Here is a 20074-nt window from a genome sequence, read left to right as displayed (position 1 = left end):
TAAACAGCTTCTTAAATAACTGATGCTGAAATAAATTCAGCATGACGGAACACACCTTAACGTCACCCTGAATTTATTTCAGGGTCTGCTATAATTTGAAAAATCATCAACCAAACAAATCAAAAGCTGTTCTGAAGGTATTGCAATGTGCGTCAACTATGATTTTGATATCTTCAGAATAGCCTCCGCCCATACTTACTTGAACGGGCAAACCAAGCCTAAAACAAGTTTCAAAAACGATTTGATCACGTTGTTTACAAGCAGATTTACTTAACGCTAATTTACCCAGCTTATCGCTTTCTAAAATATCAACCCCCGAAAGATAAAATACAAAATCGGGATTGTGTTTTCTTATTATCGCTGGTAAGTTTTCACTTAAAACTGATAGAAATTCTTGATCTTGTGTTCCGTCTGACAAAGGAATATCCAAATCAGATTTTTCTTTGCGGAATGGAAAGTTTTTATCGCCATGCATAGAAAATGTAAATACACGATCTTCATTTTGGAAAATTTCTGCAGTTCCATTTCCCTGATGCACATCCAAATCGACAATTAAAACTCGTTTGGCTAATCCATTCCTCAGCAAGTAACTCGCCGCAATAGCCTGATCGTTTAACAGACAGAAGCCTTCGCCCCAATTACTGCCAGCGTGATGTGTGCCGCCTGCCACGTTAAAGGCAATGCCATTTTTTTGTGCATAAATTGCGCCGTCTATCGTTCCCTGCGCTATTCTAATTTCTCTTTCAACTAGCTGTGTATCTAAAGGAAAACCTATTCTGCGTTGCTCTTGATAGGGCAAAGTTAACTTTCTTAGTTGCTCCCAGTAAGCTTTCTCGTGTACACTTATGATGTTTTCTTCTTGGGTTGGTTTTGGTGCAAATAAGTTGCTTGCCTCAATTGTTCCTTCATGTAATAATTGAGCAGGTATTAGCTCGTACTTCACCATGGGGAAACGGTGTCCTTCTGGTAAAGGATGCGCATAAATGGGATGATAAGCGATTTTAATCATTGGAATTGCTGACGTAGTCTAAGCGAGTGTTGGTTCTGTTAAACAATTAAACGGTTTCAACAATTAACCAAGAATTTCCCCTACGTGCTTCTCAATATTATCAGCAATTTGATCTACAGGTAAATCGTTTGCATCTGTACCAAAGGGATTTTCAATTTCCTCGGCAATAAGCTCTAAACTCGCTAATACATAGAGTATAAAAGGAACAATAGCCACAACGAAATATCCCAAGCTAAACACCCATCCAAACGGAAGCGTGATGACGTAAACGAAGATAAATTTCTTGATAAAAGCACTGTAAGAGTAAGGAATTGGCGTGTTTTTTATCCTTTCGCAAGCACCACAAACATCAGTAAATTGTGTAGTATCAGTATTTAAGGTAATTAGCTGCTCGCCAGTAATTTTACCTTCCCGTTGTAAATCGAAAAGCTTATTCGTAATACTTACCGCCACCTGATTTGGAATGTGTTTACCGCCATCAATTTCAATTAAAATGCTGTTTTTCCCAAAGTATTGTTTCTCACGCAAATGCTCCTTTAATGCAAAAGCATATTTAGCAATAGCGTACTTAAAAAACTCCTTGTCTTCGTTGCTTAAATTTAATGCATTAATCCTAATGGCAAAATTTCTACTTACGTTTACCAATTGTCCCAACAATCTCCTGCCTTCCCACCATCTATCGTAAGACGTATTGGTTCTGAAAACCAACAACATAGAGATTACAAAACCTAGCAAGCTATGCATCATTCCCACATTTTTAATGTAGGTTGTTTCTGCCAATTTAATATGGTTAAGCTCCAGATAAGCTATAATCCCAGAAAAAATTGACACACTAAGCATCAACTTCCAGAGCTTATAAAAACTGTCGGCTTTATGAAAGCGAAAAATAAAACCAATCCACTCTTTTGGGTTGTAATTAATCATTTTGTAGGGATTTACTTACGGTTAAAAGCAATTCGCCAGTTCTGAAAATATCTTCAAAACTATTATACATTGGGACGGCACTTAATCTGATGACGTTAGGTTCACGCCAGTCGCCTAAAACATTGTTTTTCACTAAGTGGTCGAAGATTTTCTTTCCATCGTTTTTAGCAATGATAGAAACCTGCGCACCTCTTTCATCTGGATTTTTTGGAGTGATGATTTTAAACTGTTCAAATCCAAGCGCAGTGTTTACTTTCTCAATGATATAAATTAAATAGGCAGTCAATTTTTTGCTTTTTTCTCGCAGTGGTTCCATAAAACCAACTTTTTCGAATAATTGTAACGAAGCGTGATACAATGCCATTGGCATCACTTGCGTGCAGCTTACCTGCCAACCATCTGCACCAGCTTCGGGCACAAATCCTTTTTCCATTAGGAAGCGATTGTTTTCTTGGTAGCCCCACCAACCAGCAAAGCGATGTAAGGATTGGTCGTTAAAATGCTTTTCGTGCACAAAAATTCCACTTATGCCACCCGGGCCAGCATTTTGGTATTTATAGGAACACCAACAAGCAAAGTCAACATTCCAAGCGTGTAACTGCAAAGGCACATTTCCTGCAGCGTGCGCCAAGTCGAAACCTACTTTTGCACCTGCTTGATGACCTGCTTTGGTAATAGCTTCCATATTAAACAATTGCCCCGTAAAGTAGTTGATACCACCAAATAGCACCAGCGCAATTTCATTTGCATTAGCTTCAATTTCGGCAATAATATCCTCCGTTTTTAAAGTGTATTCACCTTCTTTTGGCGCTACTTCAATAATTGCTTCCTTTGGATCGAAGCCGTGAAAACGAACCTGACTTTCTATGGCATATTGGTCTGATGGGAAAGCACCAGCTTCCATAATGATCTTAAAACGTTCTTTGGTAGGTCTGTAAAAACTTACCATCAATAAATGTAAGTTAACCGTTAAGGTATTCATCGGGCAAACCTCCGCTTCACTGGCCCCTACTATTGGTGCCATTAATCGTTTAAGTTCTTTGTGATAAAACATCCAAGGTTCATTGCCCTCAAACCAGCCCTCTACTGCTAAGTTTTGCCAATTATCTAATTGTTTCCCTAAAACCTGTTTGGCTACTTTAGGTTGCAATCCTAATGAATTACCACACAAGTATATAAACGGTTTCTCATTTTGTTGAGGAAATAGATACTCATTACGCATTTCACCCAAAGTATCTTGCTGATCAAGAGACTGGGCGAATGCTAAATTATTTTCGAAAGTCATTTTTATAATAAAAGCGTGTTAGTTGAATGCTTGTTTTATCACCTTAGGACACATTAAAACTAAAATGTACTGGGTGGTTAAAATTTAAATACCACCTTAGTCACCTAAGAAAACCTAAGGCTTAAATGTACTAAGGTGTCTTAGGTGGTTAAAATAATTAAATGTTTGTCACTTAATGTATAATATCAATAGGCTTAAACTATTTTCCAAACTTCATTTTTAACTGGTCAAGCATATCATTGGTAACCGGTTTAGCAGGCTCTGATTTTCTTGGTTGAGGATTTTGCCTTTGCGCTGGAGCTTGTTGCGTACGGCTTTGCTTTTGGTCTTCCTTTTTCTTACTCCAACGTTTCCAAATCTCCTCCATTTTTTTCTTTGTAAACAAAGGAAAATCGCCTTGCATCATCCAAGAATAATAACTTGGTTCTGTATCAAAAATACTTTCTACAGTTTTTCCTTTGTGCTTGCCGAAATTAATACACTCTTCGCCGTTTTCATTATAAACTAATCTACCAGCATAATCTACCGATTTGTTCATGTTGGTAAAACTATGTAAAGCATCTACATCGTTTTTTACAGGAACAGAAATATTGCCCTGTTTATCTTCAAACTCAGTATTTTTATACTTATCTAACTGCGCCAATAGCACTTCATACGTAGCTCTAATATCAGCTTCTGCCGAATGCGCATTAACTAAATCCTTTGCACAGTAAAATTTGTAAGCCGCTTTTAAAGTGCGTTGTTCCATTTGATGAAAGATGTTCTGTACATCTACAAACTTTCTATCGGTCATATCTAAATCAACACCAACCCTTAAAAACTCTTCCAATAGCATCGGTATGTCAAATTTGTTAGAATTATAGCCTGCCAAATCTGCATCACCAATAAAATCTGCTATCTCCTGCGCAACATCTCCAAACTTTGGTGCATCCTTTATATCTTCATCATAAATACCATGAATTAATGAAGTAACCAACGGGATTGGTATTTCTGGATTGATACGTTTTGTTAAAATTTGCTCTGAACCATCTGGCATTGCTTTTAATATAGCAATTTCAACAATTCTATCTATTCCAACATTTACACCGGTTGCTTCTAGGTCAAAAAATGCTAATGGACGCTTTAAGTTTAATTTCATCAGTTTATATATTTTTTTCATTGGATGATGGGCGCTCTACCTACAATTATTGGTATCGTTTCATACAAGAATTAATCAAGCCAAATTTGCTAAAAACAAAGCGTACTTTCTATTTTTTAGTTAAAAAAGCTACGAATATTTAGTTAATTCTAATGGATGGGTTATATTGCATTATCAAACTATCGGCTATGTTAAGAATCTTCATTTTCGCTTTATTACTCTCCCCAATTGTTACTATTGCCCAAGACTTTACCTTTGGACAGCTCAGCAATAACGATCGAATTTTTGACCGAAAGCAGCTTGACAGCAATGCCAATGCCGTTTATTTGAACGAAGCTGGTTCCACACGCTTCAGTTATGATTCGGAAACCGGCCACATGAGATTAATACACCAATACCATGCCCGTATTAAACTTTTTAATAAAGAGGGGTTTGATGCGGCAAATATAGTGGTGCCTCTTTACAAAAGTGGAACAGGAAACAATGAGCAAGAAACTATTTCAGATATTAAGGCGACTACTTTCAACTACCAAAATGGCAGGTTGGAAGAAACAGCCATGTCTGAAAAAGCTGTTTTCCGCGAAGAAAAATCCAAATACCTAACGTTGGCAAAATTTACCTTACCTAACTTAAAAGACAATTCTATCATAGAATATAGCTACATGATCGAAACACCATTCTTATTCAACTTTAAGACTTGGAATTTTCAATCTGATATACCGAAAGTAAACAGCACCTACGTGGCATATATTCCGGCTAATTACAGATATAATGTTTCGTTAAGAGGTTTTTATAAACTTACGGATACAAAGGCAGAACTAAGCAGAGAATGTTTACGTATTGCAGGCAAAGAAATGGATTGTTCTAAGCTTACCTATAATATGAAAAATATGCCTGCATTTATAGAGGAAGACTATATGACAGCTCCTACCAATTATAAATCGGCCGTTTACTTTGAGCTTGAAGAAGTTTTCTATTTGAACGGTTCTAGCCAGAAATATACTAAAACCTGGCGAGATGTAGACTACGAACTAACCAGCAACAGAGATTTTGGTGGTCAGATGAAAAGAAAGGATGTTTTTAAAAGTATAGTACCTAGTCTTACTACTAATGCAACAACTGATTTGGATAAAGCGAAAGCAATATTTGAATACATAAAAAAACAAATTAGGTGGAACAATTACTATGGCAAGTATAGCGAAACCAGTGTTAAAGAGGTTATCGATAGAAGAAGTGGCAATGTAGCGGATATTAACTTTGCATTAATTTCTGCCCTTTCTGCAGCAGATTTAGATGTAGAAGCGGTAATTCTTTCTACAAGGGAGAACGGAACTCCGAATAAGCTCTACCCTATCATGAGCGATTTTAACTATGTAGTTGCAAAAGTGAATATCGGAGAAAATAGTTATCTGTTAGATGCTTCGGAGCCATTATTACCTTTTGGCTTACTTCCATTAAGGTGTATTAATGATCAGGGCAGGGTAATCAATCTTAAGAAACCTTCTTATTGGATTGATTTAAAAGCAGCCAAAAAAAGTGCTACCACGCATAGTTTAATTGGTAAAATGACTGAAGATGGTAAAATTATAGGTACTGTTACTTCGATAGCTCTTGGCCTTAATGCACTCAATATCAGAAAGGACATTAAAAAATACACTTCTGTAGATGAGTATGTGGAGAAACTAGATGAACGTTTAACGAATATTAAAATCAAAAACTTTAAGATAAAGAACGTTGATAGTGTAGAAAACGCATTGATAGAGGAATACGAAGTGGAGCTTACCATTGCTAGTAACGAAAATAATGCTACTCATTTTAATCCGTTTTTCATCAACCCCGTTAGAAAAAACCCATTTAAGTTGAGTGAAAGGAACTATCCGGTTGATTTAGGCGCCGCCAATGAAGAGAGAATCTCGATCAACTTGGTACTACCAGAAAATTACGTACTGAAAGAACAGCCAAAAGATTTATCTATTGCACTTCCCAATCAGGGTGGCAGATATATTTTACAAACCACTTTGGTAGATAAAAATCTAATGGTTAACCAACAGTTATTGCTCAGTAAGGCCATTTACACTTCAGAAGAATATCATTATCTCAAAGAATTTTATAACAGGGTGATACAAGCACAAAAAGCTGATGTGTTGATTTCAAAAAACAACTAATGAAGAGATTTCACTTTATTTGGGCTTTACTGTTAATAATAAATGCTGCTAAAGCTCAAAACTATACGATAGAAAACATTCCTGCTTCCTTAAAAAACCGAGCACATGCAGTTATTAGAGACGATAAGACAATAATTGATATGCGCTCGCCAGAAAATGTACTGCTTAGTGTTGACAAAGCAGTTACAGTATTTAACAAAAATGGAGATAAACATGGGCAGCTGGTATTGTTTTACGATAAAAACACAGCTATTAGATCTGTTAAAGGCGAGATTTACGATGAGTTTGGGAAACAGGTCAGTAAATTTTCGTTAAGTAATTTCAAGGACGAAAGTGCCATTAATGATTTTTCTTTATTTGAAGATAGCCGGGTGAAATATTACATCCCGCAAATTAATACTTATCCTTATACTATTGTTTATCACTACGAAATTAGGAACAAACAAAATTTAATTATTCCCGAATGGCGACCAGTTCCAGGGTTTGATGTTTCGGTGGAGAAAAGCAGCTATCAGTTTATCAGCAATCCGACAGACGAAATTAGGATCAACACCAAAAACTATAAGGGAACAAAGGAAGAACTTAACGTTGATAAACAAAAAGCCATTTTATGGAAAATAGAGAACATTAATGCACTAAAACATGAGCCTTACGCTCCAAACCCTGATATCTATTTCCCATCTATTAAAGTTGCTCCCGTAAATTTTAGCTACTACAATTTTAAGGGTACATATACCGACTGGCAAGGCTTGGGCAAGTTGAGCTACGATTATTTACTGAAAGACAGACGAGCTTTGCCACTTGAAACTGTGTGGTTAATTGAGGAGTTGGTAAAAGGCGAAACTACCGATAGAGCCAAAGCAAAAAAGATTTACGAGCACTTCCAAAAGAAAACACGCTACATCAGCGTGCAAATTGGTATCGGTGGTTTTCAGCCAATTAAAGCAACTGAAGTAGATAAATTAGGTTATGGAGATTGTAAAGCATTGGTGAATTATATGCAGGCACTTTTAGAAGTTGTAGGTATTGAATCTTATTACTGTGTGGTTGCAGCTGGAGATGAAAAAACAGATTTGATGCCTTCGTTTGCTAGCATGGAGCAAGGAAACCACGTTATTTTGTGCTTGCCATTAAACGGTGAGCCAACTTGGTTAGAATGTACTAGTCAAGATGCACCGTTCGGCTACTTAGGCTCGTTTACAGATGACAGATGGGTGTTGGCTTGTACAAAAGAAGGCGGAAAATTGATGAAAACCCCGAAATTTGAAGCTGCAAAAAGTGTTCAGCTACGCACTGGAGAACTTTCTCTATCAAAAAATGGAGCTATTTCTGGTAAAATTGAAACAAAGTTTACCGGATCTCAATTCGACAACCATTACTTTTTGCTTAAAAAATCGCCTACTGAAAGAGAAAAGCAATTAAAGTATTTGTACGATATCAACAATATCGAGTTTGCCTCTATGGCTTTTGATGTTGATACAGAGCAAGCTCAATTTACAGAGCAACTAGCTGTTGAAGTTGGTAATTATGCGGCCATTAACAATGGAAAAATTGTGTTTACGCCCAATTTATTTAACGTAAAACGATCTGTTCCCGCTGTGCGAAATAGAGTTTTAGCTTTAGATTTAAAGCGTGGTTATGTAGATGTTGATAGCATCAGTTTTAAGCTTGATGATGGAATAATTCCTGTTATCGTTCCCAAAGAAGTAAAAATAGATAATAAGTTTGGACAGTATGAGTTAGCAATAAAAATGAAAGAAGGCAAACTGATGTACTACCGAAAGTTGGAAATGAAAGACGGGCAGTTTAAACCAGAAGAGTATGAAGCTTTTGAGAACTTTGTAAACGAGGTGGCTAATAATGATAGAATTAGAGCAACATTGTTGCTGAAGCAATAAACAAAAAGCCCCAACAAATTAATGCTGAGGCTCCTGCTAAGAATATCTTAACTACTTGCTAACTTCTTTTTTCCATTTTATGGTGCAGCCAATTGCTTTTGTAGAAGCTACACTTGGCTTCTCTCCTTTTAATAATTGATTTACTGCGTTTTGCACGTAATTATCTCTTTGTGGATTAGCCAATTGTTGATCGTTGTCAATAGCTCCTATATACACTACTTCGTTACCTTTAGCTGTTTTTTGTAATACGAATACATGCGGTGTACGCATAGCACCATATTTTTTCGTAAAAACATGATCTGGATCTAGTAAATATGCAAAGCTGAAGTTTTTCTCTTTGGCTCGTTCCTGCATTTTTTCGTAAGTATCGCCTGGTGAAGCTACGGGATCATTTGTATTGATAGCTACTACCGGATATCCTTTTGCAGCGTACATTTTGTTCAATTCTTCTTTACGGCTCTCATAAGCTTTAGAAACTGGACAAGTGTTGCAAGTAAATATTACAATGTACCCCTTGGCATTTTTGTAGTTAGCCAAAGAAACATTTTTACCGTCAACATTCTTCAAATTAAAATCTGACGCTAAATCGCCGACTTGATAGCCGGTTTGATTTTGAGCATTTACGGCAGTAACCACAAACAAGGTTAAGCACGCTAATAATAACTTTTTCATACATTATTTAATTAATTGATTTTTATACCGCCTAAGAAACTTTAGCACATTTTAGTCTTTATTTTCTTAGGTGTCTAAGGTGGTTCATTTTTTATTTAGAACTTTCAATAGTTCATCATAGGTGAATGCTTTTTCGTAAAAAGACCTCACCTTCTTATCTGTGTTCAGTATTAAAGTAGCTGGTAAAGCACCAGACCAACTCTTGTCTACACGGTCAATAAATTTCTGTTGGTCCATTTCATTCACTACAAAAACTTCAGATTTTAACTTGTGCTTAGCAACAAAAGGTTCTACATCTGTCTTTAATTTTGATTTAAAATCTAAGCTCATTAATATCACTTTAAATGGCTTCTTCGCATTTTCGCTAGTCAGTCTTTCAAAATAAGGCAGTTCCTCTACACATGGCCCGCACCAAGTTGCCCAAAAATTCACAACATAGGTAGTATCCTTTCCCTTGGCTACTCTTTGTTCTAATTCATTTAAAGTTAATAATTTAACTTGTGCATTTGCTCCATATCCTACTAAGATTAATAGAATTGTTACGATGTATCTTTTCATCTATTAAAGGTTTAGATTCTGTAATTCGGATAACCTATTAAGTTAAAAACAAACAATTAATTCAGCGTTCCTGTTTTAACAATGGCTCTTTGGTACACAGGTAAAGTCAAATCATCCACAATTACGCCTCTAGTAGTTGAGGCATGCACAAAAAAATCACCATTTAAATAAACACCAACGTGATCTACCTCTCTACCTCCAAAAGAAAAGAATATCAGATCTCCTTCTTTTAAATTATTGTAGCTACGTTTTTTTACCGCATCTGCTTGATCCCTCGATCTACGTGGCAACGATTTGCCGTAGATATCTTTTTGTAACAATAACGCAAAACCAGAGCAATCTATCCCACTTTTATCTAAGCCACCAAGCTTGTATTTAACACCAGTCCAATTGTTAATGAAACGATAAAGCGGTTTGCTTTTCAAATTGGCCATTGCATCTGCAGCACGGGCGGCTTTAGTATTGCTGGTATTTTTTCTGCTACCGCAGGATGCCAATATTGACAAGAAAATCACACAAATCCATAATAAATAACTTCGTCTAACTGCTACCATATTTACTATTTAAAGTTATAAAGCACTGCATAGAAAGTAATAGATCTCTCCTATCGTCGAGATGACGGCAAAAGTTCACTTCATTTCTAAAGAATGCTTATTAATTCTTTATCAACCTTTGGATCTCGTCCAGTTTTAATAACGCCTCTACCGGAGTTAGCGTATTCACATCTAAGTTATTCAGCGAATCACGAATTTTAACCAACACAGGGTCATCAATTGCGAACATTTGTAGTTGGTAAGCTTGATTTTGAACTTTCTTAATGCTATCCTTAACGCTTTGCCCTTCGGTACGGTCTATCTCCAAGCGCTTTAATATTTCATTTGCCCTTCCTATCAGCTTTGCTGGCATGCCCGCCATTTTAGCCACGTGGATACCAAAACTATGCTCGCTACCACCAGGAACCAACTTACGTAAGAAGATAATTTTGTTCTGTAATTCTTTACTGGTCACGTTAAAGTTCTTAATGCGGCTCATGGTATTTTCCAAGTCGTTAAGTTCATGGTAATGCGTAGCAAATAACGTTTTTGGTCTAGCCGTTGGATGCTCATGCAAATACTCTGCAATTGCCCAAGCAATCGAAATACCATCGTAAGTACTCGTACCACGTCCAATTTCATCTAACAAAATCAAGCTTCTGTCAGAGATATTGTTTAAGATGCTGGCAGTTTCGTTCATTTCTACCATGAATGTACTTTCTCCACTCGAAAGGTTATCAGAAGCACCAACTCTGGTAAAGATCTTATCTACAATACCGATAGTTGCCGATTTTGCAGGTACAAAACACCCCATCTGTGCCATCAAAACTATCAATGCACTTTGGCGTAAAATAGCCGACTTACCCGACATATTCGGACCAGTAATCATCATGATTTGCTGTGTATCATTGTCTAAATACACATCGTTGGTAATGTATTCTTCGCCAACTGGCAAGCGCTTTTCAATAACCGGGTGGCGGCCACCTTTTATATCTAATTCTTTCGAATTATTTAGCTCTGGTTTAGTATAGTAATTCTTAACCGCCAGTTGCGAAAAGCACAACAAAACATCTAATTGTGCAATTAAATAAGCGTTTAACTGTATTGGTTTAATGAAATGAGCCACTTGGTACATCAATTCATTATACAATCTTACTTCTATCGCTTGTATCTTCTCTTCAGCACCTAAAATTTGTTCTTCGTATTCCTTTAATTCTGGCGTAATATATCGCTCTGCACTAACCAAAGTCTGCTTACGGATCCAACTTTCTGGCACTTTATCTTTATGTGTATGGGTAACCTCTAAATAGTACCCAAAAACGTTGTTGAAAGAAATTTTTAAAGATGGAATGCCCGTGTTTTCAATCTCACGACGTTGAATTTCTACCAGAAACTCTTTACCGCCGAAGGCAATTTTACGTAACCTATCCAATTCTTCATCAACGCCATCAGCAATTACGTTGCCCTTTACCAACAAAGCGGGTGGATCTGCCTGTAACTCTCTCTCCAGTTTCTCTTTAATATTAGTGCAAGGGTTTAACTGCGATGCCAAAACCTCCAAATATTGGTTTTTGCTATTCGCCGCTAACTTTTGTACTTCTTCTATATGACCCAAGGCTCGTTTTAGTTGCAACAATTCCCTCGGGCCAGCCTTTTGCAGACCAACCTTAGAAATCAGGCGTTCTAAATCGCCGATAGGTTTAATGTGCTGTAAAAACTCATCTGCCAGCACTTCATTTTTCACCAAGAAATCTACCATACCCAGGCGCTCCTGAATTGGCTTCAATTCCTTCAATGGCATGATAATCCATTTGTGCAACAACCTAGCTCCCATTGGTGTACAAGTATGATCTAGCACATCAAATAAAGTTACAGCATTATCGTGAGGCGAACTCACCAACTCCAAATTACGGATGGTAAAATGATCTAACCACATATACTTTTCTTCCTCTACACGAGAAATCGAAGTAATATGTTGCAAGTTTCTGTGTTCGGTTTCGCCTAAATAGTATAACACCACGCCTGCCGCAACAATTCCAGCGGTCAGTTTATCCACCCCAAATCCTTTTAAGGAGTTAACCTCAAAATGCTTGGTTAAAACTTCGGTAGCATAATCTTGGGTAAAGGCCCAATCATCAATATGGAAAGTGTAAAATTTATCGCCAAATAGCTGTGGAAATTCAGAACGTTTGCTTTTTTGATAAACAACCTCTGTAGGCTTAAAACTTTGTAAAAGCTTGTCGATATATTCTGCATTGCCCTGTGCAACCAAAAATTCGCCCGTAGAAATATCGCAAAATGCCACCCCCATACTTGTCTTTTCGAAGTATACAGCAGCAAGGTAGTTGTTAGATTTTTGACTTAAAATATTATCACTGTACGCAACTCCTGGAGTAATTAACTCTGTAACACCACGTTTCACAATGGTTTTGGTCATTTTAGGGTCTTCCAACTGATCGCAAATAGCAACCCTTTGTCCGGCCCTAACCAATTTAGAAAGGTAGTTTTCTAACGAATGATGCGGAAAACCTGCCAATTCTAACGCACCGTTAGGTCCAGTGCCACGTTTGGTGAGTACAATCCCTAAAATTTGTGAAGTTTTAATGGCATCCTCGCCAAAAGTTTCGTAAAAATCTCCTACTCTAAATAACAATAACGCACCAGGATATTTCGCCTTAATGGTATTGTATTGCTGCATTAACGGGGTAACAGTTTCTTTTGCTTTGGCCAAAATCTTAAAAATTTACTAAAGTGTAAAGATAGCATCTTGCACCGTAGCCTAGCAGTTTTTGTGGAGAAATTATCGTATTGTGGAGAGGAAAAATGCAGTGTTTTTTGAAAAGCATTTCCATCGCTTTTATTAAAGTCAGTCCTGCTGTACATTATAGCCCTCATACTTCGGGGCTGCCATTTCCATCAGGTTTAGAAAACTTAATCCTTTGCCAAAAACCAAATTTAAAAAAGACTTTGCTGTGCAGCTTGTTCTGGTGGTAACCCTAAAAACTTAAAATCATCAGAAAACTTATCATATTGCTTCCGTTCTGGGTTAAACTTTCTCAAAACTAGATTTTCACAAGTAAATTCAAGTTTGGCATCTGCAAACATTTCCAAAGCTATTTCAACATTTTCTTCACTCAGTTTCCTACCAATAGAAATGTGAGGGTCTTTACTTTTGTACGAGTTTTTGATATTCAGTTTTTTCTGAATTCTAGCCATTAATTCAGTAAGTGGAACTTTTATAGCTTCGTCTGGTTTAAGGAAAACAGCCCCATTTGGGTAGCTGTCAACGCCATCAAATCTTAAATATAAAGGATTTTCATAGCTAGTAATTTTTTTAAAAGCAGATATTACCTCTTCAAGTTCATCTTCATCAGCGGTAAATTCAATAATTGTAAGATGAGCCTTAGAGTTCCTACTATTGTACCAACCTATTTTTGTATTTAACTCATTTTTTAATTGGTCTACGTATCTAACCCCATCTTCTGAAGGTGCAATTACAATAGAATATTTGAATTTCTCTGAGATCATATTTAATTAAAATTTAAAAACATGAGCCGAATAAAATCGTTAATCGGCTCACTTTTATACCATTTCATGAGCCGATTAGTTATTGTTATATTTGTACACTCACAAAATACAATATGGCAATTTTACATCGCAAAGAAGAAAAGATACAAGTAGTTTTAGGTAGATTGCCTAAGAAATATACGCACGAGGAATTTGTGCAAATGTTTATCAAACTTTACTCTAAAGACTGGGGTAAGATCAAATCGGCGTACATTAAGCAAAATCAAGATAGAGAGCCCGGAACGGTAGTTAATATGCCTAAACCAGAATTGTACTTACAGCAACTTTTAGATACCTACCTTGCTACGGCACCATCTAAAAATGTGGCTAATGTAACATCCGATGTTAAAACTGAAGAAAAATCATCGGCAAAAGCCAAGTCTGTAGCAAAGAAAAAAGAAGAAACACCAGCTACAAAGACTAAGGCCGCTCCTAAAAAGCAAAAAGAAGAAAACATAGCTCCTACTGAGGAAATAAAGAAAAAGGCAACCGCTAAAAAGAAAGTAGCTGCCGAAAAACCTACAGTAGCTAAAAAATCGAAATCTGCAGATAAATAATTTTACAGTTACGCAATAAAACTGAATTTCTACTGTTTTATATTCAGAGAGCGTTAATTTAGATGGCGGGGATCAGATCTTTAATGATTTGGTCCCCGTTTCTTTTGCACTAATCCCGCTGCTCAAACTTCCTCAAAGGTGGATAACTCTTCTCTTGTGAATAAATAACATAAACTACTGATTTACAAGTTTCGTTTATATATCGAACTAAAGTTTATAGTTATGGAAGCAACAGATAAAAAATGTGTCTATGTGTTGGAAGACAACGCTAACATAGCCGACATTATTGAGTTTTTGTTAGTGGAAGAACTCTACGATGTAAAAGTTTGTAAAAATGCGAACACCTTCTGGAAAGAAATGCAGCAGCATACGCCAGATATGATTGTGCTAGATGTGATTTTGCCAGATGCAAATGGACTAGACATCTGCACAAAGTTGAAACGTGATTTAAGAACCCATCACATTCCAGTAATGATGATGTCGGGGAATAACCATTTGAGCAAGGTAAAATCTAAATGCGATGCGGATAGTTACATTAACAAACCGTTTGACTTGAACGATTTTATGCAACGCGTTGACTATTATAGTCATATCGCTTAGTAAACGTTAGCCACAGATGCAATGATTAAATCCATGTATCTGTGGCGTTATATGCTGAGAACAATCATCTTTTTTAGTGACTACCGTTACTAACAACACAAGCTAAAACAATCATATTTGATTAACAATTTAAACAACATCGAATATGAAACAACGTGTGCCTATTTCCGAAATTATGACCAAAAATTTGGTTACTGCTAATGTAACTGACAGCTTAAAACACATCAGTACGTTATTAAAAGATAACAACATTAGGCATCTACCTATTGTATCTGGAAGAACGCTGGTTGGCATTATCAGTAAAACAGATATTTTAAGATTAAGCTTTGCTGATATCTACGAAGGTCAAGAGAATATTGATGAAACCGTTTTTGAAATGCTAAGAACAGAGCAAGTGATGGTACACAATCCAACCACGGTAGATGTACACGATACAGTTAAAGAAGTGGCGGATATCATGAGTAAAGTCGAGTTTCATGCATTGCCGGTACTAGATGAGGGTAAAATTGTAGGAATTATTTCTACCACAGATTTAATTAAGTATCTATTAGCACAATATCACTAAGCAACGTTTAAAAACAAAATAATAGTTAATTAAGGAAACAGGCCGTCTGCTCAATGTCTAAGCAACTCAAGAGCAGATGGCTTTGTTGTTTCTGAGAGGTTTTAGTCATTTTTAAAGAAATTAACTAAACCAAGTAGTGTAAGGGAAGGTATTTTTCTGATAAAAAAGCATCTTGACTACGCCGCTATTACTTTTTTATCAATTTTCTAGTTTCAACATCGTTATCGCCTTTTAAACGAACAAAATAGATACCTGAAGAATAATTTGCCAACGACACCATAGTGCTACGTTCCTGCGCTGCGATTGTATTTTTAATTAGGTTTTTACCACTGGTATCTGTAATGGTTAATGTTTTATATCTTCCCTCGGCAAAAGTTACAGTCAACAAATCTGACGTTGGATTAGGGTAAAATCTAATATCAGTTGAAATCTGGAAATTCAATGCCTTAATCCCTAACACTGTTGTTGTACCATCTTTATCCTCTTGTAAGAGTTTGTAATAATTATTGCCATCTAATGGATTACTATCGAAAAACGAATAATTTTTAAAAGTTAACGATGCTGTCGCTCCTCCCACTACTACTTGTCCAATTTTTATAAAGTTTACATTATCGTCGCTTCGGTATATTATAAAACCCTTGTTGTTATGTTCTAAGACTGTTTGCCAAGCAAGTTGCGCACCGTTAGCTTTTTTTTGAGCCCAAAACCAATTTAAGTTAACTGGAAGCACACTTGGCATACCTTGGTATTCGTACGCTCCCAAGTCTATTACGCCACCTGTATTAAAATTATACACACGAGGATTGCCTAATAAATCTGTAGTAGTGCGAGTTAAGTTCTGAAAAAGTGCATTATCTCCCATGTTAATTGCCCCACTAGCATTGCTAAGTGTGTAATCGCCATTTGCAGCATTAGTAAAAGCCGGGTTAATATCAATATTAAATCCTCCATCTATACCAAATAAGTTATTCCAGTTACCACTTGAACTTCCGTGAACTAATGAATTGACAAAACTTGGCTTAAAATCATTCCCTCCCAAATTATGGATGTTTACATTACCAGTAGAAATATTGTCGAACAGGATGCTATTATAAATTTTTGGAGTAGCTCTATTATTATAAATAGCCCCGCCGTTGTCAGTTGCCTTATTTGAAACTACGGTAACATTTAAAAAAACTGGTGTAGAAGTATCATTTGATATACCACCTCCTAATGCGCCAATATTTTGAGTTATTAGAACATTAATATAATTGGCATTTGAGATATCATCATTATAAACCCCGCCACCTATGGAACTTGCCAAATTATTTTTAACTATAACATTTTTCAAAAACGGAGAAGACCTTCTACAATAAACTCCCCCTCCGCAATTTTTATATATGGCATACCCACTTAAAGTTATAGAACCTGATGATTGTGCAATTCCGCCACTAATGGTAAAACCATTAAGTAACGCACCTCCTACATCTCCAACAGAAACAACAACATGATGTACATTATCAGCAATGTTACCAATAGACAAGCTGCTACCAGTACCGCTTATAATGTCATCACCATTAATGTCTCCACTCAATATACTAATATTAGAGGCCACACTCAAATTCCTACTATCCAAATCATACTCTGTTCCTGCAAAGCCTCCGTATATATGCGTATTTTTCACCACTCTAAATGCATTATTTTGCCCATCAGCCAAATTATTTATCGGACTGTAAAGTGGTTTATAAACACCTTTGGCCACCCATATTTCCAACGGATTATCTAATGTCCACTTGTTGTCATTTTCCTTTGCTACCTTCAAAGCATCTGCAAGTTCAGAAAAAGCATTTGCCCACCTGTTGCCAGAACCATCGCCACCTATAACGCCCTTATTTACATACAATATATTGGTTTGGTATACCTTCCAATCTTTATGAGCGGTATAGTTTGTAGAGCTGCCGGTGGTAGCTTGTAAGCCAACCTTCAATTCAGCTAAATTAGTACCACCATCAAAATACATTACATTATTAAAATTGCTTTCTGTGCTTCTCTTTACGTAATAGGTAGCACCTTGCGAATGCAATACAATTTTATAGTCGAACCAACTGCCAGGCGAAGTATTATTAACATACGAATTAGTAGGCATATTTTGAGAATTATCTTGGTTTCTAGCAGATATGGTTACATTACTTCCAGTACCATTGTCAAAAAAATACAGACCATGCACAATACCGTCGGTACCGTTTGTTTCATTACGAAAACCTACCATTATAGCCTTATAACCACTAAACGGAATAAACACGCTTCCTTCAAAGGTCAACCCTTCCGTTCTTGTGAAGCTTTCTTTGGTCCATAGACGCGACTGCCAACTCGAGTTTGAGGCCTGTAATCTAGTTTCTATTAGTGTACTTACATTATTTAATCCGTTCACTTCAAAAAGATTATTATCTAGTGCCCCACCAAAACCATACTCAAATTTGTTATCATCTACCTGAAATATTTTAGGGCTTTTGACGGTGTTTGCTAACGCAAATAGGTTCGCAGTAAAGAACAGAAAAAGGAATAAAAAGTAGCTTTTCTTCATAATTTAAATGGATAAGATATGTTGCTGATATAAAGGTGGATTGAATGACAAGTCAAAACTAGAGTATAAAACTTATAGGAGTATCCCCCAAATTGGGGGATATTTAAATAAAACAAAGTAAATAGTTGTTGTACTATGTAACTTAGAGCTAACAAATGTTTGCAGATGTTACCTGAAAAAATAATAGCTTACTTTTTACCTTTAAAACTACAGAACAAGCTACACCCAAAGTACGATGAGGTTTGCGTAATACTTAGTGGCATGTTGGTGGCTGCAGTTTTACTAATTGTACTACCCCTTCCCTTGCTCTATTTTTCTGTATTGCCAGCATATTTTATCATTATTGGGATATCGGCCTTTATCACTTGCTATGCAATTAAAGTCAACATAGATTATAGAATACCAACCTACATAACTTTTACCATTTGTTTTGCCGTTTATATCCATATATGTGATAGCTCTGGCAATATACTTTCTCCATATATGTCGGCATTTTACGGTATACTTTTAACAGGTTCGTGGGCAGGCAAACAGTTTGGTTACTTTACCCTCGCTGGTTGCATAACAAGTTTTGCAATACTTGCTTTTTTACAATACCAAAGTTCTGCCGAAGACCATATATATAGTATTTTCTTTTTTCATTGTTGCCTTACCATTTTTATGCTCATTTTCTTCAACATGTTAAAAGCGCAAAATGAATATGCCAGACAACAGGTAAGAAAAGAACAACATTTAAGAATTAATGAACTAAATACGGCTATTAGGGAAAGAAATCAGCAAATAAATAATATGCGGCAAATGCTGGCTTCTGATTTTCACGACGAAACAGGAAATATTCTATCTGCAATAACACGCCAAGCCATACAGCTAAAAAACAAAGTTGATGATCAACATGAAACAATGCCAATTATCGAAAACATTATCATTAACAGTGAACATTTATATGAGTCTAGTAGAGATTTTTTATGGGGCATTAACCATCAAAATGATGAGCCTGAAGTTTTATTTGGCTACCTAACTTCTTTTGGGCAATTTTTTTACAACCAATTTGACACTGCATTTTCTGTACAACAGAAACAAAATCTTGTTGAGAATATCGGATTACTAGCTCCTTTTGCTTCTAGGCACATTATTTTGATTTTTAAAGAAGCAATGAACAATGTGATTAAGCATGCCAATGCCAACGAAGTTATACTTGCCATGGAAAAAAAAGACAATGAGGTAACATTTACACTTATAGATGATGGAAAGTGGAAAAAGCCATCAGTTAATGAACCTCATAATGGTTTGGCCAATATGAAAAAGAGAAGCAGCGATAATGGTTTCGAATTGGAGGTTGCGGGCAATGCCAACGGAACTAAAATAATACTCACTTGCCCTCTTATATACCCAATTTAAATACAACAATGAACAGCAGAATAATTATTGTAGAAGATAACCCGGCTATACGAAGCGGTTTTTTTATTACGTTACAGGCTATAGGCAAATATGATGTTGTAGGACAATATAGCAATTGTGAAGACGCGATTACCCATTTACAAGAAGACAAGCCAGATGTGGTACTTATGGATATTGAGCTACCTGGAATGAGTGGTATTGAGGGTACAATACTAATTAAGAAACAGGTGCCAAAATGCATAGTCTTAATTATTACGGTGCATGAAGACAGCGAGAAGGTTTTTAAATCTTTATGTGCTGGCGCTGGTGGCTATATCATAAAAAACTCTAACACAGCTAGTATTGTACAAACTATTGATGAAGCACTAAACGGCGGCGCACCAATGAGCCTTTCTATAGCAAAAATGGTGGTAAATTCATTTAGCCGGCAAGGCAATTCGCCGCTATCAGACCGTGAAACAGAAGTGTTACAAAGTATTGCCGAGGGCAAAAGTTACTCTAAAATTGCTTTAGATTTGTTTATTAGCAAAGAAACCGTTAGAACGCACATCAAAAGTATATACCGCAAGTTAGAAGTAAACAGCAAAGTAGAAGCCATTAAAATTGCACAAAACAACAATTGGACTAATAAAATGTAACTCG

At 36.4% G+C, this 20074-nt stretch carries 17 protein-coding genes; 7 read left to right on the top strand and 10 right to left on the bottom strand.

The genetic code is table 11. The features are described 5' to 3' along the window. Window positions 1–106: 106 nt before the first annotated feature. The 4 genes from REI64_RS11360 to REI64_RS11345 all read right to left on the bottom strand — a co-directional run bounded on the left by REI64_RS11360 (window position 107) and on the right by REI64_RS11345 (window position 4356). Entirely contained in the window at window positions 107–1009 is a 903-nt protein-coding gene (locus REI64_RS11360) for a histone deacetylase (RefSeq protein ID WP_308850239.1), read from the bottom strand. A 63-nt stretch (window positions 1010–1072) separates the two neighbouring features. Then, complete coding sequence (locus REI64_RS11355; protein WP_308850238.1) at window positions 1073–1933, bottom strand: bestrophin family protein; 861 nt, start codon at window positions 1931–1933, stop codon at window positions 1073–1075. Beyond that, window positions 1926–3218: a kynureninase gene (kynU, locus tag REI64_RS11350; RefSeq protein ID WP_308850237.1), complete on the bottom strand. Its 1293-nt coding sequence runs from the start codon at window positions 3216–3218 to the stop codon at window positions 1926–1928. The genes REI64_RS11355 and kynU overlap by 8 nt, the downstream gene beginning before the upstream one ends. 199 nt (window positions 3219–3417) lie before the next feature. Next, window positions 3418–4356, bottom strand: a complete 939-nt coding sequence (locus REI64_RS11345; protein ID WP_308850293.1) for an exonuclease domain-containing protein — start codon at window positions 4354–4356, stop codon at window positions 3418–3420. Between the two features lie 188 nt (window positions 4357–4544). Here REI64_RS11345 and REI64_RS11340 point away from each other — a divergent pair, with 188 nt between their 5' ends. Beyond that, entirely contained in the window at window positions 4545–6521 is a 1977-nt protein-coding gene (locus tag REI64_RS11340) for a DUF3857 domain-containing protein (RefSeq protein ID WP_308850236.1), read from the top strand. Further along, window positions 6521–8419: a DUF3857 domain-containing protein gene (locus REI64_RS11335; RefSeq protein ID WP_308850235.1), complete on the top strand. Its 1899-nt coding sequence runs from the start codon at window positions 6521–6523 to the stop codon at window positions 8417–8419. Before REI64_RS11340 ends, REI64_RS11335 begins: the two co-directional genes overlap by 1 nt. Before the next feature lie 51 nt (window positions 8420–8470). Here the strand turns inward: REI64_RS11335 and REI64_RS11330 are convergent, their stop codons facing one another. The 5 genes from REI64_RS11330 to REI64_RS11310 all read right to left on the bottom strand — a co-directional run bounded on the left by REI64_RS11330 (window position 8471) and on the right by REI64_RS11310 (window position 13710). Then, complete coding sequence (locus tag REI64_RS11330; protein ID WP_308850234.1) at window positions 8471–9091, bottom strand: thioredoxin family protein; 621 nt, start codon at window positions 9089–9091, stop codon at window positions 8471–8473. 84 nt (window positions 9092–9175) lie between these two features. Further along, on the bottom strand, window positions 9176–9649 hold the full coding sequence (locus REI64_RS11325) for a TlpA disulfide reductase family protein (RefSeq protein ID WP_308850233.1): 474 nt from the start codon (window positions 9647–9649) through the stop codon (window positions 9176–9178). A 56-nt stretch (window positions 9650–9705) separates the two neighbouring features. Next, a complete protein-coding gene (locus REI64_RS11320; protein WP_308850232.1) occupies window positions 9706–10203 on the bottom strand; it encodes an NlpC/P60 family protein in 498 nt (165 codons plus the stop codon). Between the two features lie 100 nt (window positions 10204–10303). After that, a complete protein-coding gene (mutS, locus tag REI64_RS11315; protein WP_308850231.1) occupies window positions 10304–12913 on the bottom strand; it encodes a DNA mismatch repair protein MutS in 2610 nt (869 codons plus the stop codon). Between the two features lie 224 nt (window positions 12914–13137). Continuing rightward, window positions 13138–13710 (bottom strand): 2'-5' RNA ligase family protein, encoded by a 573-nt coding sequence (locus REI64_RS11310; RefSeq protein WP_308850230.1) that lies wholly within the window; start codon window positions 13708–13710, stop codon window positions 13138–13140. A 113-nt stretch (window positions 13711–13823) separates the two neighbouring features. Between REI64_RS11310 and REI64_RS11305 the strand changes: the two genes are divergently transcribed. The 3 genes from REI64_RS11305 (at window position 13824) to REI64_RS11295 (ending at window position 15471) form a co-directional block, all read left to right on the top strand. Further along, entirely contained in the window at window positions 13824–14306 is a 483-nt protein-coding gene (locus tag REI64_RS11305; RefSeq protein ID WP_308850229.1) for a hypothetical protein, read from the top strand. 222 nt (window positions 14307–14528) lie between these two features. Continuing rightward, window positions 14529–14906, top strand: a complete 378-nt coding sequence (locus REI64_RS11300) for a response regulator (protein WP_308850228.1) — start codon at window positions 14529–14531, stop codon at window positions 14904–14906. 145 nt (window positions 14907–15051) lie between these two features. Then, window positions 15052–15471 carry a CBS domain-containing protein gene (locus tag REI64_RS11295; RefSeq protein WP_308850227.1) on the top strand — a complete coding sequence of 140 codons (420 nt, stop codon included), beginning with the start codon at window positions 15052–15054 and terminating at the stop codon, window positions 15469–15471. Between the two features lie 187 nt (window positions 15472–15658). Here the strand turns inward: REI64_RS11295 and REI64_RS11290 are convergent, their stop codons facing one another. Further along, complete coding sequence (locus tag REI64_RS11290) at window positions 15659–18034, bottom strand: T9SS type A sorting domain-containing protein (protein ID WP_308850226.1); 2376 nt, start codon at window positions 18032–18034, stop codon at window positions 15659–15661. A gap of 165 nt (window positions 18035–18199) precedes the next feature. On the opposite strand from REI64_RS11290, the gene REI64_RS11285 reads away from it, so the two are divergent. Further along, window positions 18200–19432 carry an ATP-binding protein gene (locus REI64_RS11285; RefSeq protein ID WP_308850225.1) on the top strand — a complete coding sequence of 411 codons (1233 nt, stop codon included), beginning with the start codon at window positions 18200–18202 and terminating at the stop codon, window positions 19430–19432. Window positions 19433–19440: 8 nt separating this feature from the next. Beyond that, a complete protein-coding gene (locus REI64_RS11280; RefSeq protein WP_308850224.1) occupies window positions 19441–20070 on the top strand; it encodes a response regulator transcription factor in 630 nt (209 codons plus the stop codon). Window positions 20071–20074 lie beyond the last annotated feature (4 nt).

The organism is Pedobacter sp., assembly GCF_031119335.1.
In the GTDB taxonomy this organism is placed as follows: Bacteria; Bacteroidota; Bacteroidia; order Sphingobacteriales; family Sphingobacteriaceae; genus Pedobacter.
The sequence above is the reverse complement of the archived record's forward strand: the minus strand, read 5'-3'. Positions and strand labels throughout refer to the sequence as shown.